Below are 16358 nucleotides of genomic sequence, written 5' to 3'. Positions count from 1 at the left end.
CTATATTTTCTAGTATTGTTTAATTCCACCTTACGCTTTTATTAGAGATTTTCCAACGAAGAGCCATCTTAAACCTTTTATCTTTTGTAAGGAGCTATTTTTCCTTCCACATCTTACTAAACATTTAGGTTATTGGACCGATGAGTAAATAGAATTCTTTTCTCCTCTCCTTCCATATCAGTCGGACTGAACCTTGAAAAAAATGTAACTTTTTCGAAGGAATATGAAACTTCTGTTAGGATGACACGTAAGTATGGGGGAATACATAAAAAGAAGGGATTGTGATCCAAATGGAAACAAATGTAGAAACGAATGTGCAAAATTCAGGCAAGCCATCCTTATTTGGCATGGTATTAAACCCTGGAGAACAGTTTGAGAAAGTTAAATCCAACCCAAAGGTATGGGTGCCGTTAATGTTTGTCACCTTACTATTTACGATTGGCATGTCGTTAATGGCCATGAGTTTGGACGCGGAAACCATACAGGGTCAACAGGCAGGGGCTGTGCCAGCTGAGCAGGAAGAAATGCTAATGATGATAGCCAAAGTGACAATGGCCATTACTGGTATTTTTATAGCTCCTTTTACCGCGCTCATTTATACGGTGATTTATTTAATTGTTGCTAAAATTGCAGGATCCCCGGCAGGGTTTAAGAAATTATTTTCTATGATTACATATACATTGGTTATTTCTGGATTTGGCTTAATCCTAAATAGTTTACTCATGATGGCCTTTGGTGGGAACGAAATGGTACATTATACTAGTTTAGCTGGTCTACTAGGTCAAGGTTCAGGTATTATGAATGGAATTGAAATATTTGCAATATGGCAAACAATTCTAACTGCTATTGGCCTTCAGAAAGTAGGAGAGATGTCGAAAGGATTGTCCTGGACTGCTGCTATCCTATTATTTATTGCTACCGTCTTTATTGGAGCATTGAGTGGCGCTGCGGGGACGATGTAATGAAGAAGGGTTGGATTATAGCAGGGGTCGTAGCTCTTATTATTGTTGTAGCTGGGGTAGGTGTGTATCGGCAGGTAAGTGCTGAATCCCCGTCAGTAAGCACCGTTACTATGAAGGAGGAGAAGCTTTCTTCTACTATTATGGTTCCTGGTACATTAGAAATAAAAGAAAAGCAAATTATTTACCCAACTGCTGATCAGAGGGAAATTAAAGACATTCCAGTTAAGGAAGGTCAAGCCGTTAAGAAGGACGATGTCTTAATTACCTACGAGAATGATCAGTTGGAGATGGAAAAAGAACAAAATCAGAATGCCATTAACTCAAGCTATCTACAAATTAATCAAGTAGACAAGAAAATAGACCGCTTGAATGAGAAAGAGAACGAATTAGCGGATCAGGTTGGAGAAGAGGAAGCTAGCGAGCAAATAGAAGAGCAGCGTGATCAATTAGATTACGAGAAGCAAATGGCTAACAATGATTTAAAGCAGAATTTACTACAAAAAGAAATGCTAGAAAAACGCAAAGCAGACCTGAAGGTGAACAGTAATATTTCTGGTACTGTATTGAAGAAAAATGAACAACAAAATGCAACATCGATGGAAAATGCTGACCCCATCATTTATGTAGCTAACCTCTCTAGCATGATTGTCACAGGAACATTATCAGAATATGATACGTTAAAGGTGAAGGACGGCCAAAAGGTAACAATCAGCTCTGATGCCTATCCAGACAAGACATGGGAAGGGAAAGTAGCTACAATTGGTACACTTCCAGAGCAAAGCTCTCAAGGGTTAGGTAATGAGAACCAAGCAGTACAGTACCCTGTAGAAGTTTCTGTTTCTAGTAAAAGCATGGAACTTAAGCCAGGCTTTCAATTAACAATGGAAATTGAAACAGAGTCCAAACAAGCTACTACTCTACCTGTCACTGCTGTAAAGCAAGAGGGAGAAGAGAATTTCGTCTATCTGCTTAAAGATGGAAAAGCTTCTAAGCAACAAGTGGAAATTGGTCTTGCTACAGGAGACAAGTTAGAGATTATTAAAGGAATTAACAAGGAAGATAAAGTAATGGAAGACCCTCCATCCAATGTAGCTGATGGTATGGAAGTGAAGGAATCATGATTCAGTTAAACAATATTACGAAAAGCTATCAGACTGGCTCAGAATCTATTGATGTACTAAGAGGAATTGATTTAACCATTTCAGATGGTGAGTTTTGCGCGATTATGGGGCCATCTGGTTCCGGTAAATCCACGCTGATGAATATCATTGGCTGTTTGGATAAACCGACATCTGGTGATTACCTTTTACAGAATGAAAACGTATCTGATTATAAAGAGATGGAATTGGCCAAGGTTCGCAATGAATCTATTGGTTTTGTGTTTCAGCAGTTTCAATTATTGCCAAGGCTAACGGCTAGAAAAAACGTCGAGCTCCCTATGATATATGCGGGTGTGAAGAAAAAGGAACGGGAAGATCGAGCATTAGAAGCATTACAAAAAGTTGGGCTTGAGGATAGGAAGGATCATCTCCCTAGCGCCCTTTCTGGTGGACAGAAGCAGCGTGTAGCAATAGCTCGTTCCCTTGTTAATAACCCTAAATTACTCCTAGCAGATGAGCCTACGGGCGCTTTAGATACGAAAACGAGCGAATCTATTATGGACATTTTTACAATGTTAAACAAAGAAGGTTCTACTATTATTTTAGTAACTCATGAACAAGAGGTAGCAGATTATGCTAGTACAAGAATAATGGTACGTGACGGATTAGTGGTGACCGAATCAGCAAAGGGGGCAGCGCAATGAGTTTCAAAGAGAATCTAATGATGGCATTAACCTCATTGAAAGCTCACAAGATGCGTTCCATGCTCACTATGCTTGGTATTATTATTGGCGTGGCAGCAGTCATTATTGTAGTAGCAATCGGTCAAGGTGGAGAAGCCATGCTAAAAACGCAGATTACAGGTCCAGGTAATACAGTTGAAGTGTATTATCAGCCATCTGATGAAGAACTGCAATCAAACCCGAACGCATGGAACCAAGCCCCTTTCACCGAGGAAGATATTCGGCAGCTAGAAACTATTCCGGAAGTTAAAGAAATAGTTACGTCTAGTTCTAATACATCGAGTCTTCGTTATCGGGAAGATACGACAGATTCATCTGTGACTGGCATTAACCAAGCTTATTTAGACGTTAACGGATTAAACGTTGCAAAAGGGCGTAGTTTGACCACTTCGGATTTTATTGGCGGACAGCGTGTTGCTGTTGTGAGTCATTCAATGCAGGAGGAGTTCTTTGAAGAAGAATCTGCACTAGGTAAAGTAATAAAAGTGGGTGTACAGCCTGTTGAAATTATTGGTGTTCTTGAAAAACCAACAGGTCTCTTTTCATTTGGTGCGGTAGAAATGTATATGCCTTTTAAAACATGGAAAACCATTTACGGGTCTAATGATATAACTGCAGTAACTCTTCAGACTAATAATGCAGATGACATACAAGTAGCCGGAGAGAAAGCTTCCTCTATGTTAAATGATTTACATGATACAGAGGAATCCTATCAAGTTTTTAATATGGAGGAAATGGCAGAAGGAATTGGTCAGATTACGAATATTATGACCATTATTATTGGAAGTATTGCCGGAATTTCCCTCTTTGTTGGTGGTATCGGCGTTATGAACATAATGCTTGTATCTGTTACAGAGCGTACCCGGGAAATAGGGATACGAATGGCCCTCGGAGCCACAAGGCAGCAGGTACTCTCTCAATTTCTTATAGAATCCATCACCTTAACCATTATTGGGGGAGGCATCGGTATCTTACTAGGATGGGGCATTGCGTCTATTGTCTCCATTTTTGCCGGATGGCCAGCTCTTATTTCTTGGCAGGTAGTTATGGGTGGATTATTATTTTCTATGCTGATAGGTATTATATTTGGAATTTTGCCGGCCAACAAAGCATCCAAGCTAGACCCTATTGAATCATTGCGCTATGAGTAATGGTCGGTTTACTTTATATAACACTCCAACTCCTTTGTTGGGGTGTTTTTTGTTATTTTTTTATATCATTTGAACGGTTTTTCCACAACATTCTTGAAGTAGGAAACAAAGCTTTTTCACAAATAGGAGATTCCCTTGGAAAAATGGTGGAGTTTACTCCCATTAACTAGCTTAAACTAAAAATCTATAACTGCGAGAGTGATGTTATGTGACGTATGCCTTTTTTCTTACTTTCAACTATTAGGAGGTTGATTTTGGAAAATGACTGTCTGAAAATTGGTTCTTTCTTATCAAGATGCTCATGGTTAATTGACATTGATTTTCAATTGCATTAATCTTAGATATAGTATTTGGTAATGATAATCGTTATCAATTATTCGGGAGGGATGTAAGTGGAATCCATAGACCACCATGAATGCGTTGTGGAAGATCCGGCACTGAATCAAACCATTTCGTTTCGTGCTGCAGACTATGACAAAGATATACATACATTATTTAATTGGATGCACCAAAAACATATCTATCCATTTTGGAAATTGAATGTAGATTGGGAAGATTTTAAGATATTCTTTCACCATTCTGTTACAGCTAGTCATAAACGGGTTTTCTTCGGGTTTATTAATGGAGAGCCGGTATGCTATGGCATCGCATACCGAATAGAATCAGACCCTCTAAAGGAGTACTATGCGTATAAGCCAGGTGACTTAGGTATGCACCTGTTAATTGGACCTAGAGAATATTTAAACCGTCAAACTGGATTAGCCATTATTCGCGGTATGAGCTATTACCTATTTTCTAAGTATGAAGCACAGCGAATTATTGGTGAACCAGATTATCGAAATAGAATCGTCATTCCTATCCTTACTAGCATTGGTGCAGTTGACCATGGGGTATTGGAGCTGCCTCATAAAAAAGCAAAATTAGTGATAGGAGAACGACATACTGTATTAGCAGCCATTACTTCCCATTACAAAAGAGTGACCTGGAACTTGTCCAAATCACCTATGGAAGAATGGAAGGAGCTAATGGGGGAGGAGGAAGCGCCGATTGAGAAAGGAAGTTGATCAGGAAACCATACAGCTATTGAACAAAATCGGTAGGCGGATGAAGGAATTAGAACACCCACCATTAGCTGCTACAACGCCTGAGATGTCCCGATATTATTACGAGGAAGCAAGAGCTTTTTTTACTCCCCTAGATGTGGAAGGAATCAACGTTCTTCAGTTTGAAATAGGTAAGCATTCTATACCAATTCGCATTTATCGTCCAACTAATCTGGAAGAAGCTCCAATAGAGCTGTTCTTCCATGGAGGAGGCTGGGTATTCGGTCATATCGATAGTGTTGATTCATTCTGCAGATACATGGCGAAAGAGATAAATGGTATCGTTATTTCTGTTGGATATCGACTTTCACCGGAGAACCCATTTCCTGCTCCTTTAGAGGATGCATTAGATGTGGTGGAGTGGGTGACGCGACATAAATCCATTCATAAAGGGGACATAACTAGACTAGGAGTTGGAGGAGAATCCTCTGGCGCAAATATAGCAGCAGCATTAACTATTATGTTGAGAGATCGAGAAGTAGCTGATGTTCATCATCAATTTCTCATAACACCTGTTACGAACTTTCATTTTGACACCCCATCTTATCGAGAGAACTTCACATATAATTTAACAACCGAGAAAATGAAATGGTTCTGGAATCATTATTTACCAAATGAAGAGGCCGGATTGCACCCCCTTGCCTCCCCTTTACAAGTGGAGGACCCGAAAGGGCTTCCAACAGCATTAATAGTTACGGCAGAATACGACCCATTACGTAGTGAAGGTGCTGCTTATGCTGAGATGCTCGATTCACATGGAGTGGAAGTAAACCATCTTCACTTCACCTCGTTAGTTCACAGTTTTATTAATATGATGGGAGAAGTAAAGAAGGCAAAAGAAGCAGTTGATTCGATGTTGTCTCAGCTTAAGCGAAGCATACAGAAAGAATCAGGGGTCGTTTAATCTATTTGATTGAGAATGAATATTATTATCATAAAAACGCAAGGAGATGAGAACATGAATAATCAAACCTATTTACAGAGTCAGAATGAACGGGAATCCAATGCAAGGTCATATCCTAGGCGTATCCCTATAGCTATTGATAAAGCAGATGGGATATATGTAACTGATGTAGAAGGTAACAAGTATTTAGATTGCTTAGCAGGAGCTGGAACGCTTGCGCTAGGTCATAATCATCCAGTCGTAATTGAGGCAATTGAGGATGTACTGCACCACCAACGCCCTCTACATACCCTTGATATTACCACTCCAATGAAAGAAGAGTTTGTAAATGAAATCTATGATAGCTTACCAGAAGCATTTGCAAAACGTGCCAAGATTCAATTCTGCGGGCCAACGGGATCTGACGCGATAGAAGCCGCCGTTAAGCTTGTTAAGACAGCTACTGGAAGAAGCGGCATGCTTTCTTTCCAGGGAGGTTACCACGGAATGACAAATGGTGCCCTTGGTATGATGGGAAATATCGGCCCGAAAGAGAAGGTAGCAAATGTAATGTCGGATGTTCAATTCCTTCCGTATCCCTACGCGTATCGTTGTCCATTTGGTGTTGGAGGAAAGCAAGGAACTGCTATTAGTAGTAACTACATTGAGCGGTTGCTTACCAACCCTGAAGGTGGTGTACCTAAACCTGCTGGAATGGTCATGGAGCTGGTACAGGGAGAAGGAGGAGCTGTACCTGCACCAACGGATTGGGTGAAGGAAATGCGGAGAATTACCAAAGAACAAGGAATTCCACTTATTTTAGATGAAGTACAAACCGGTATAGGACGAACTGGAAAAATGTTTGCTTTCGAGCATGCAGATATCACTCCTGATGTGCTTGTGTTATCAAAAGCAATTGGAGGAACCCTTCCGCTTTCCGTCGTTATTTATGATGAAAAGCTTGATACGTGGGCACCAGGTGCTCATTCAGGGACATTCCGTGGAAATCAGATGGCTATTGCTGCAGGTACTGCTACTCTGCAATACGTGAAGCAGCATCAGCTGGATAGACATGCGGAAGCAATGGGAGACCAACTAATGAACGACTTGAAGAAAATTCAAACGCATACCAACACAATCGGGAACGTTAGAGGTCGAGGTTTAATGATAGGAGTAGAAATCGTTAATCCTTCTCTTTCCGCTGATTCCATAGGAAGCCATCCAGAATATCCTGAAATGGCTAAGCAAATACAAAAAGAATGCTTTGATCGAGGTCTGATATTAGAGCTTGGAGGACGTTATGGAAGTGTTGTACGCTTTCTACCGCCATTAATTATTACGAAGGAACAGGTGGAGGAAGTTAGCTCTATTTTCCATCATGCCGTAGAAGCAGCAGAAAACAAGCTGTTAACACAATTAGTTTAAAGAGGTGTGGCACATGGGACAAAGGCCTTTTCAACGTTGGTTTCTCAGCGCGGAACCTTCCAGTACACAATATTATCAAGATACGATGTACCAGACTGTACAAATGTTACTGCAACATGTGACCAGAGAGACGAAAAGTTTCTCTGGTACCACTCCTATGCAAGCAGAAGAAAGATTGCGCACATTATTTGGAGAATCAGTTTCTAAGAATGGAAAAGAGTTACACGAAGTTTTGCAAAACGTTCGCAACGGTGTCATGGAACATACCTTTCAAATACATAACCCAGTTACAATGGCGCATTTGCAATGTCCTCCTCTTGTTCCATCCTTAGCTGCCGAAGTAGTACTCACTGCATTAAATCAATCTATGGATTCCTGGGATCAAAGTGGAGCAGCCACAACAATCGAACAGCAAATGGTGCGCTGGTTATGTGAAATTTACCATATGGATGAGGGAGATGGAATCTTTACAACTGGGGGTACTCAATCTAATTATATGGGGGTATTACTTGCCAGGGAAGCTGTTTCTAAGAAACGTTGGGGCTGGGATGTAAAGCAAAAAGGGCTGCACCCAAATAGTTCCTCTTTACGTATATTATGCTCGGCAGAAGCTCATTTTACTTGTCAGCAGTCTGCTGCTGAGCTTGGACTTGGAGAACAAGCGGTCGTTCCTATTCCTACAGATGATACCTATAAAATGTCCATCCCACACCTGGAAAAAACCATTCAATCCTTGAAGGAAGAGGGGCTCATCCCATTTCTCTTATTTGGAACAGCTGGGACCACCGACTTTGGAAGCATTGACCCTTTAGAGGAGATGGCTTCTATAGCTTCTGAGCATGACATGTGGTATCACGTAGATGCTGCATACGGCGGAGCGTTGCAATTGAGTAAACAGCATGGAAGCAAATTGAAAGGTGTAGAACAAGCAGATTCCTTAACGGTGGACTTTCATAAAATGTTCTATCAGCCTATCAGCTGCGGGGCATTTCTAGTTAAGCAAGCAAACTCTTTTCACTACCTCACTCACCATGCAGACTACCTGAACCCTGAACAAGATGAAGAAGATGGTATTCCTAATCTTGTTCAGAAGTCGGTGATGACAACCAGGCGGTTTGATGCACTGAAGTTATTTATGTCGTTACAAGTAGTTGGTACAGAAACGCTAGCTTCCATGATAAATTCCACATTAATAAATGCTCAATATATTGCTAGTCAACTGGAACAGGAAGAAGCATTCCAATTGATACATGAACCTGAAATAAATGCAGTCGTCTTTCGTCTTTATCAAGAGAACTGGAGTGAGGAACAAACAGAATCTATTAATTTGGCGGTACGGAATGAGCTTTTGAATAGTGGAAAAGCAATTATAGCGCGAACCAGAATAAATGGTAAGGTACATCTGAAAGTGACAATACTAAATCCGACCATTACAACCAAAGACATTGAAGAAGTAATAGAAGCTATGAAAATAATCGCTGGACAGGAGGCGGGAAAGTGGAGCAAAACAAACTAAAGAGTATAGCCGAGCATGCAACTTTTCAAAGCTACTTCAACTGTTTTCTTAGAGAGACAGGGCTAGGGGAGAAAGTAGAGCGTAAGGAACTGCCTGCCGTAGAGTCTATAGGAAAAGCTGATGAGTGGTTACTATGCCGGTTAGAGAAGCAGAAGATTACCTTGTATGTAGGGCTTACCTACTGGTCAAAGACTCAACGTCATCTTTTCTCTAAACAGGATGTGTACTATCAAATGGGAGATGGAGGATTATTACCTCTCGATTATGTAACGCTCGTACAGCTTACAACTAAAGAACTTGCATTAGGGGCTCACACATCCGCACAATCAGCTGTTGATGAGCTGATGCTTCGAATAATTCAGAGTGAACAAATGATGGAAACTATTTTGGACTATCGCAGTGAAGATCAAGCTGCATTGTATAATCGGGATTTTACTTTCCAGGAAGCAGAACAATCGCTTCTATTCGGTCATTTGCTTCACCCGACCCCTAAAAGTAGACAAGGGTTTTCTGATACGGAAACACTGCACTATTCTCCGGAGTTAAAAGGGGCATTTCAGCTTCATTACTTCCGTATCCCGAAAGAGTGGGCATACGAACATTCTGCACTCCATTCATCCTCAACAGATTTAATAAAGCAAATGATGTGGATGGATCCAGAAATGGATGAATGTATCAAGCACCAATATGCTCAACAAGACAGCTATACGGTCATTCCGCTTCATCCTTGGCAAGCTGTTTTTGTTAAAGAGAAGCCAGAAATTAAAGAGCTTATTTTACAAGGGATAGTAGAGGATCTTGGGCAAATGGGGAGAGAATTCTATCCAACGTCCTCTCTACGCACCGTATATCATCCAGAGGTTCCGTATATGTTCAAGTTCTCCCTGAATATTAAGATTACAAACTCAGTCAGAGCAAATTTATGGAAGGAATTAGAGAGAGGAGTAGAAGTGAGGAAGATATTAGACAGTGAGATAGGGGAAGAGCTCCAATCGAAATACCCTGACTTTGCCATAATGTCTGATCCAGCCTTCCTAACATTGAAGCTAAATGGGAACAAGGAAACAGGCTTTGAGGTTATTCTGCGGGAAAATCCGTTTATGGGAGAGAAGGCGAAACAAGCAACACCGGTTGTTGCATTGTGCCAAGATGCCATGGAAGGGAATCGGTCCAGGCTCCATACCATTATTCACGACATCGCTATTAGAAAGGGGCAATCTACAGCTGTCATTAGTGAGGAATGGTTCCGTCGTTATTTAGATATTTCTTTTTCCCCAATTATGTGGCTTTATCTTAACAAAGGCATTGCACCGGAAGCTCACCAGCAAAATAGTGTGGTGACCTTAGAGGATGGGTATCCCAAATCATTTTATTATCGAGATAATCAAGGGTATTACTTTGTGAAATCCCAACAAGAGCGTTTAGAGAAGCTTATTCCAGGTTTTAATGAAAAAAGCGATACGGTTTGTGCAGATGATGTTGGAGACGAGCGTTTGCGCTACTATTTCTTTGTTAATCATATCTTTGGACTAATTAATGCGTTTGGTACAGCAGACCTAATTGAGGAGGATGTTCTCCTTGTCATTTTGAGAACATATTTAGAGGAGCTGCCGGTGGATAAGCAACATCCATCGAGTCTTGTAGATAGTTTATTATCGGATGCTACTATTGCAGCGAAAGGAAATTTGCTTACTCGATTTTATGACATGGATGAATTAGTAGGAGCAATGGAAACACAATCTGTTTATACTCATATCCCGAATCCACTCTATCAGCTAAAGGAGTCAGTTTATGAGACCACAAGTTTTTGACCGCCAATTAGAACAAACCATTTCCTTTCGAGAAGTGAAGTGGGAAGAGGATGTTGAAAGACTGCACAGCTGGCACCAGGAAGAGCACGTGATTCCTTTTTGGCAGCAGAACATGCCGTTAGAGCAATACAAAAGTCATCTTAAATCGTTATTGGCAGATACACATCAAACATTATGGATTGGTGAAATAGATGGAGTACCGATGAGCTATTGGGAGACATATTGGTGTGAGAGAGATTCTATTGGAAGCTATTATGAAGTGGAAAAGGGTGACCAGGGGATTCATCTTCTTATCGGTAAACAAGAGTATCTAGGGCAAGGATATGCTTTACCAATGCTCCGCCTTTTAACAGAACATGTACTGAATACAAATGGTACTAATCGGGTAATAGCGGAGCCAGATAGCCGGAATGACAAAATGATTTATATATTTGGGAAATGCGGATATGAAAGCAAGGGCCAGCTTTCCTTACCAGACAAAGAGGCTAGATTAATGATTTGTCATCAATCCGTATTTCAACAACGATGGGAGAGATTGCTGCATGACACAAACGTATGACGTTATTGGAGTTGGATTAGGTCCATTTAACTTAGGGATGGCTGCGTTAACGGCAGATGTAGAGGATGTAAATACGCTCTTTATAGAGCGTAAGCCTTTTTTTCAGTGGCATCCTGGGCTTTTATTAGAAGGGACAACGTTACAAGTGCCGTTTCTTGCCGATCTTGTTACAATGGCCCATCCTTCAAGCCGTTTTAGCTTCCTTTCCTATTTACATGACAAGGGACGATTATATTCCTTTTACTTTCTAGAGTCATTTCATATTCCAAGAAAAGAATATAATGCTTATTGTCAATGGGTTTCTGAGCAGCTATCTTCCTGTCAATTTGATACTACCGTAACAGACGTAGAATGGGACAATGATACGGAAACATACCGTGTTACTGCTAAGCGGGGCGGAACTATACTAACGTATAAAGCTCGTCATGTTGTATTTGGTATGGGTACAGAGCCATCTGTTCCTAATTGGCATGCAGCTTCATCTGATAAGGTGTTTCATTCTGCATCCTTTGCAGAAAGGCAGCAGGAACTTAGAAATGCCAATCACATTACTGTAATCGGGTCAGGACAAAGTGCCGCAGAGGTATTTTTAACTTTGTTAACAGAACAGAAGGAACATGGCTATACACTAGAGTGGTACACAAGATCAAAAGGATTCTTCCCTATGGAATACTCCAAGCTTGGTTTGGAGCATTTTTCACCGGAGTACACAAATTATTTTTATCAGCTGGAGCAGGAGAAGAAGGATGCTGTATTACCAAAGCAGGATTTGCTCTATAAAGGGATTAGCGCTGATACGATAGCAGAAATATATCATCTTCTGTATGAACGATCCATAGATAACGCACCGTTAGACGTTCGATTACAAGCAAAAACGTCTATTATGGATATTACCTCTGCTAATGGAAAACTATGTTTGGAAGGGTACCAGTGGGAGCAGGAAAGAGAATTTATGACGGAATCTGATTATGTCATAGCGGCTACAGGATACCAATCCCCAGCTTCTCTTCCATTCCCTGGGATAAAAGCGGATCTGGAAGAGGATGAGTTAGGTCGTCCGATTATAAGTCAGCATTATGAAGTAAAAACAGTGAAGGAAAGAGTAGGTAATCTGTTTATCCAGAACGGAGAAATGCATACACACGGTGTTGGGGCACCGGACCTTGGCCTTGGTGCTTATCGCAACGCCACTATTATTAATCAAATAGTTGGTAGAGAAGTGTTTACCATACGAAGCAAAAATGTCTTTCAGCAGTTTGGACTAGAAGAAAGTGCTGTTCTTACGAAATAGGCCTTATAATCTGGAAAGGGGAGATGGAGATGAATAATGATTTTCTACATACAAGAATAAATAAGGTTCTGCAATCCCATTTGTGGAAGGATGCCAATCGTAAGCTTGTTGCAAAAATGTTGGCAGAATTCACCTATGAGGAAATGATATTTCCAGAGGAAGTGAGTGCAAGTACTTTTCATGTGAAGATTCCTCCTAACGCGGAATACAGGTTTACTGGAAAGCGTCGCTTAATGGATTCCTTATATGTGGATCCAAGCTCTATTCAACGATATAGCGAAGAAGGTTGGAAGGAGGCTGATGATGCAATAGAGCTGTTGTTAGATTTACAGCCTTACTTAGGGATGACTCCAGAAACAACAGCTTATCTTATAAAAGAATATAAGCATACCCTACTAGCTGATGTTCATATTCTTGATAAAAAGCAGTATCGATCGGCAGCAGACTTAGTTGGGATGAGCTATTCCGATATAGAAGCTGAAATGGAAGGACACCCATGGATCACATACAATAAAGGGAGAATTGGTTTTTCTTATCGAGACTATGTAGAATATGCCCCGGAGCATAAGCGGATGACACAGCTATATTGGATTGCTGTTCATAAAGAACAAGCAACTTTCCATGCTGTACCGGGTATTGACCATCATGAATTTGTAAGAAACGAATTAGGGGAAAGCCAATATCAGTCATTTTGTGATGTGTTAGCTGAAAAAGGAAGGGCTGCCGCTGATTATTACTTTATTCCTGTCCATGAGTGGCAGTGGGAGGAAACGATTATCCCTCTATACGCTGAGCAAATAGCCTTCCATCAGCTTGTGTACCTTGGAAAGGGAAATGACGCTTATTTACCACAACAATCTGTGCGAACCTTTGTTAACCAGGATAAAGCACTAAAGCATCATGTGAAAGTGCCAATGAGTATCTTGAACACATTGGTTTATCGTGGACTACCAGGAGAGCGAACGGTCCTGGCTCCTGAAATTACTCAATTCATTCAAGGTATAAGAAATCAGGATTCCTTCCTGCAAGAGGAATGCAGAATTATTTTACCTGGGGAAGTAGCAAGCGTCAATGCAGATCATCCTAATTACACAAGTCTAAATGGAGCTCCTTATCAGTTTCTGGAAATGCTAGGTGTTATATGGCGGGAAAGCATTTTCACCTATTTAGAAGAAGGTGAAGAGGCTATTACGTTGGCAGCTCTATTGTATGAAGACATACATGGGAATCCATATGTCCTAGAGCAAATCGACCGCTCTGGATTAACTACAGAGGAATGGGTGGAACAAATGTTTCAGGTTGTATTACCACCTTTATTGCATTTCTTATATCAATATGGCACGGTATTCTCCCCACATGGACAAAATACAGTACTTGTCCTAAAAGATAACCGCCCTCACCGATTAGCGATTAAAGACTTTGTGGATGATGTAAATATAAGTGATCAGCCAATTCCAGCGCTGGATCGAGTTTCTAAAAACCTAAAGGGTGTGCTGCGCAGCGAGCCCCCTGAAGGATTATGTCAATTTATCTTTACTGGCTTATTCGTGTGTCACAATCGTTATCTGGCTGATATTTTAGATCGACATACCAGCTTGAAAGAGGAGAGGTTCTGGGAAATTATTGGGGAAACCATTCTTTCGTATCAGAAGCGCTTCCCTGAGCTGAAGGAAAGGTTTGAGCTATTTGACCTGCTTCGTCCTCGTTTCACTAAGCTTTGTTTAAATCGAAATCGAATGGTCGAGTATGGTTATGACGATGGGGATGATCGACCTCACGCATCAGAATTTGGATATGTTACCAATCCGCTTCATGCAGTAGTGAAGCAAACGTTATAGAATTACTTTGAAAGACACGTTCTGCCAATAGAGCGTGTCTTTCATTTACCACGAATACCTTGGAAACCATGAGGAATACCAAAATAGAAAGGAGGGAAAACAATTGGCTAACAATAAGCTTTTAGTACCAGAAGCACGAGCTGGTATGGATTCGTTAAAAGCGAGCATCATAGAGAGAAAAGAAATAAGTCAAGGGAATAGGAAGACTGCACACGAAAATGCTGTACCCTCTCAAACAGATAAGGGGAACCTGACGTCTAGAGAAGCGGGACAGCAGGGAGGAAGCCTTGGTGGTAATATGGTGAGAGAGCTAGTCAGGATGGGAGAACAACAATTGAAAAACAACAAGCCTTAATTGCAAACAGAACGTTGTGAAGTATATCAGCTTGCAGCAAACCCCCGGTTTCTCTGCAAGCTTTTTTGTATGAAAGGGAAGACTGTTTCTTCGTATGGATTAGCAGGAGCTCGCATTTTTACGCTCTCTCTATAGCTGCAAGAAAGGTACAGCTCATCAACCATAGCTCGCTATTCTGAGAATACTTGGAAAGGATGTTCCTTTTTTTGCAAATTGTAGAAACGTAAAGAGGGAGAAATCCGTTTATAGAGAAAAGGTAAAGGAGGAGGGTTATGTGTGTACAAGGTTGGAGGAGTTATGATAGTGGCCGTGCTTTTATTGTTAGGAGGTTGTAACGCTTTGGAGAATGATTCAAACAGTTTAGAAAAGGATATATCGGGCTATTGGAATGGGGCTATTGAGATACCTGGAAGTCCATTGCCAATTGAAGTTGAATTAGAACAGGAGGAAGACCTCACAGGCACTATCCATATCCCATCGCAAAATATCGACAGTTACCCACTTTCCTCGATTACAATAAAGGAAGAACATGCTTCATTTACTATGGATATCCAAGGGCAAATGCTAAGGTTTGAAGGCAAAGTGCAAGAGTCACAGTGGAGCGGCACTTTTACTCAACAAGGTCAGAGCTTTCCGTTTACTTTAACAAAAGGTACTAAACCACAAGCTAAAGAAGAATTTGGTGTAGAAGAACAAGTGGAAACGACAAAAGGTCCTCTATATGGAAATCTTGCAACTCCTGAAAATAAGGATACCTTTCCTGTTGTGTTAATTATTCCAGGCTCTGGACCAACCGATCGGAATGGAAATTCGAGCTTAGCAGGAAATAACGATAGTTTAAAGCTATTAGCAAAGGAATTAGCACAGCAGGGAATAGCCAGCCTGCGGTACGATAAGCGAGGAGTTGGTAAAAATGCCAATGCCTCCATACCTGAGGAAGAAATGACATTTGGTCAGTTTGCTGCGGATGCAACTCACTGGCTGGAATTATTAAAAGCGGACGATCGCTTTACGCAAGTAGGCGTGATTGGACATAGCCAAGGGTCATTAGTTGGCATGCTGGCTGCACAAGAGGAGAACATAGAAGTATTTATTTCTATTGCAGGAGCAAGTGAACCAATTGGTGAAGTACTATTAAGCCAGTTAGAGCCTCAAGTATCTGATGACATGCTGAATAAAGCTGAACAACTTGTTGAAAGTCTAAAAAAGGGGGAAACCGTTCAAGATGTTCCTTCAGAGCTAGCTTCTGTCTTTCGTCCATCTATCCAATCCTTTATGTCATCTTGGATGGCATATAAACCAAAAGAAGAAATAAAAAAGCTAGATATACCAATATTAGCTGTGGGTGGTACGACTGACCTACAGGTACCTGCCACCAGTGCAGAAGCTTTACATGAGGCAAGTGACAATAGTGAATTACTTATTGTTAACGAGATGAATCATGTTTTGAAAAAAGCTCCTCGCAATCGGGAGGAGAATGTTAAAACATATAACGACCCAGCCTTGCCATTAGCTGATGGATTGATGGAAGGGATTTTAGAATTTTTGGAACAGCAGCAATTTGTTGACCATTAGTAATACGAAGAGCCTGGCACCCAATGATGTCAGGCTCTTCGTTATG

The 16358-nt window shown here is 40.9% G+C and carries 14 protein-coding genes; all 14 read left to right on the top strand.

What is annotated here, in order from left to right; genetic code table 11:
- The first annotated feature begins 290 nt into the window (after positions 1 to 290).
- The 14 genes from yknW (at position 291) to ACFFGV_RS12610 (ending at position 16312) form a co-directional block, all read left to right on the top strand.
- Positions 291 to 962 (top strand): YknW family membrane protein, encoded by a 672-nt coding sequence (gene yknW, locus ACFFGV_RS12675; protein ID WP_377348408.1) that lies wholly within the window; start codon positions 291 to 293, stop codon positions 960 to 962.
- On the top strand, positions 962 to 2083 hold the full coding sequence (locus tag ACFFGV_RS12670) for an efflux RND transporter periplasmic adaptor subunit (protein WP_377348406.1): 1122 nt from the start codon (positions 962 to 964) through the stop codon (positions 2081 to 2083). The genes yknW and ACFFGV_RS12670 overlap by 1 nt, the downstream gene beginning before the upstream one ends.
- Positions 2080 to 2766: an ABC transporter ATP-binding protein gene (locus ACFFGV_RS12665; protein WP_377348404.1), complete on the top strand. Its 687-nt coding sequence runs from the start codon at positions 2080 to 2082 to the stop codon at positions 2764 to 2766. The genes ACFFGV_RS12670 and ACFFGV_RS12665 overlap by 4 nt, the downstream gene beginning before the upstream one ends.
- The gene (locus ACFFGV_RS12660) at positions 2763 to 3956 is read left to right on the top strand and encodes an ABC transporter permease (RefSeq protein ID WP_377348402.1); all 1194 of its coding nucleotides are present in this window, start codon (positions 2763 to 2765) and stop codon (positions 3954 to 3956) included. The genes ACFFGV_RS12665 and ACFFGV_RS12660 overlap by 4 nt, the downstream gene beginning before the upstream one ends.
- 392 nt (positions 3957 to 4348) lie before the next feature.
- Complete coding sequence (locus tag ACFFGV_RS12655; RefSeq protein WP_377348400.1) at positions 4349 to 5020, top strand: GNAT family N-acetyltransferase; 672 nt, start codon at positions 4349 to 4351, stop codon at positions 5018 to 5020.
- Positions 5004 to 5963: an alpha/beta hydrolase gene (locus ACFFGV_RS12650; RefSeq protein ID WP_377348398.1), complete on the top strand. Its 960-nt coding sequence runs from the start codon at positions 5004 to 5006 to the stop codon at positions 5961 to 5963. Before ACFFGV_RS12655 ends, ACFFGV_RS12650 begins: the two co-directional genes overlap by 17 nt.
- 15 nt (positions 5964 to 5978) lie before the next feature.
- On the top strand, positions 5979 to 7367 hold the full coding sequence (locus ACFFGV_RS12645; RefSeq protein ID WP_377348396.1) for an aspartate aminotransferase family protein: 1389 nt from the start codon (positions 5979 to 5981) through the stop codon (positions 7365 to 7367).
- 13 nt (positions 7368 to 7380) lie between these two features.
- Positions 7381 to 8883, top strand: a complete 1503-nt coding sequence (locus tag ACFFGV_RS12640) for a pyridoxal phosphate-dependent decarboxylase family protein (RefSeq protein ID WP_377348394.1) — start codon at positions 7381 to 7383, stop codon at positions 8881 to 8883.
- Complete coding sequence (locus ACFFGV_RS12635) at positions 8865 to 10694, top strand: IucA/IucC family protein (RefSeq protein WP_377348392.1); 1830 nt, start codon at positions 8865 to 8867, stop codon at positions 10692 to 10694. Before ACFFGV_RS12640 ends, ACFFGV_RS12635 begins: the two co-directional genes overlap by 19 nt.
- Entirely contained in the window at positions 10675 to 11253 is a 579-nt protein-coding gene (locus ACFFGV_RS12630) for a GNAT family N-acetyltransferase (protein WP_377348390.1), read from the top strand. The genes ACFFGV_RS12635 and ACFFGV_RS12630 overlap by 20 nt, the downstream gene beginning before the upstream one ends.
- On the top strand, positions 11237 to 12544 hold the full coding sequence (locus ACFFGV_RS12625) for a lysine N(6)-hydroxylase/L-ornithine N(5)-oxygenase family protein (protein WP_377348388.1): 1308 nt from the start codon (positions 11237 to 11239) through the stop codon (positions 12542 to 12544). Before ACFFGV_RS12630 ends, ACFFGV_RS12625 begins: the two co-directional genes overlap by 17 nt.
- A 29-nt stretch (positions 12545 to 12573) precedes the next feature.
- Entirely contained in the window at positions 12574 to 14382 is a 1809-nt protein-coding gene (locus ACFFGV_RS12620) for an IucA/IucC family protein (RefSeq protein WP_377348386.1), read from the top strand.
- Between the two features lie 103 nt (positions 14383 to 14485).
- Positions 14486 to 14737: an alpha/beta-type small acid-soluble spore protein gene (locus tag ACFFGV_RS12615; RefSeq protein ID WP_377348384.1), complete on the top strand. Its 252-nt coding sequence runs from the start codon at positions 14486 to 14488 to the stop codon at positions 14735 to 14737.
- A gap of 276 nt (positions 14738 to 15013) precedes the next feature.
- Complete coding sequence (locus tag ACFFGV_RS12610) at positions 15014 to 16312, top strand: alpha/beta hydrolase (protein ID WP_377348382.1); 1299 nt, start codon at positions 15014 to 15016, stop codon at positions 16310 to 16312.
- The last annotated feature ends 46 nt before the right edge of the window (positions 16313 to 16358 follow it).

It is taken from the genome of Pontibacillus salicampi (assembly GCF_042434395.1).
Lineage (GTDB): Bacteria > Bacillota > Bacilli > Bacillales > BH030062 > Pontibacillus > Pontibacillus salicampi.
The sequence above is the reverse complement of the archived record's forward strand: the minus strand, read 5'-3'. Positions and strand labels throughout refer to the sequence as shown.

Excerpts from the sequence above, each read along its gene's own strand:
- yknW (WP_377348408.1), top strand. The coding sequence starts at position 291 with ATGGAAACAAATGTAGAAACGAATGTGCAAAATTCAGGCAAGCCATCC.
- ACFFGV_RS12670 (WP_377348406.1), top strand. The coding sequence starts at position 962 with ATGAAGAAGGGTTGGATTATAGCAGGGGTCGTAGCTCTTATTATTGTT.
- ACFFGV_RS12665 (WP_377348404.1), top strand. The coding sequence starts at position 2,080 with ATGATTCAGTTAAACAATATTACGAAAAGCTATCAGACTGGCTCAGAA.
- ACFFGV_RS12660 (WP_377348402.1), top strand. The coding sequence starts at position 2,763 with ATGAGTTTCAAAGAGAATCTAATGATGGCATTAACCTCATTGAAAGCT.
- ACFFGV_RS12645 (WP_377348396.1), top strand. The coding sequence starts at position 5,979 with ATGAATATTATTATCATAAAAACGCAAGGAGATGAGAACATGAATAAT.
- ACFFGV_RS12640 (WP_377348394.1), top strand. The coding sequence starts at position 7,381 with ATGGGACAAAGGCCTTTTCAACGTTGGTTTCTCAGCGCGGAACCTTCC.
- ACFFGV_RS12630 (WP_377348390.1), top strand. The coding sequence starts at position 10,675 with ATGAGACCACAAGTTTTTGACCGCCAATTAGAACAAACCATTTCCTTT.
- ACFFGV_RS12625 (WP_377348388.1), top strand. The coding sequence starts at position 11,237 with ATGACACAAACGTATGACGTTATTGGAGTTGGATTAGGTCCATTTAAC.
- ACFFGV_RS12620 (WP_377348386.1), top strand. The coding sequence starts at position 12,574 with ATGAATAATGATTTTCTACATACAAGAATAAATAAGGTTCTGCAATCC.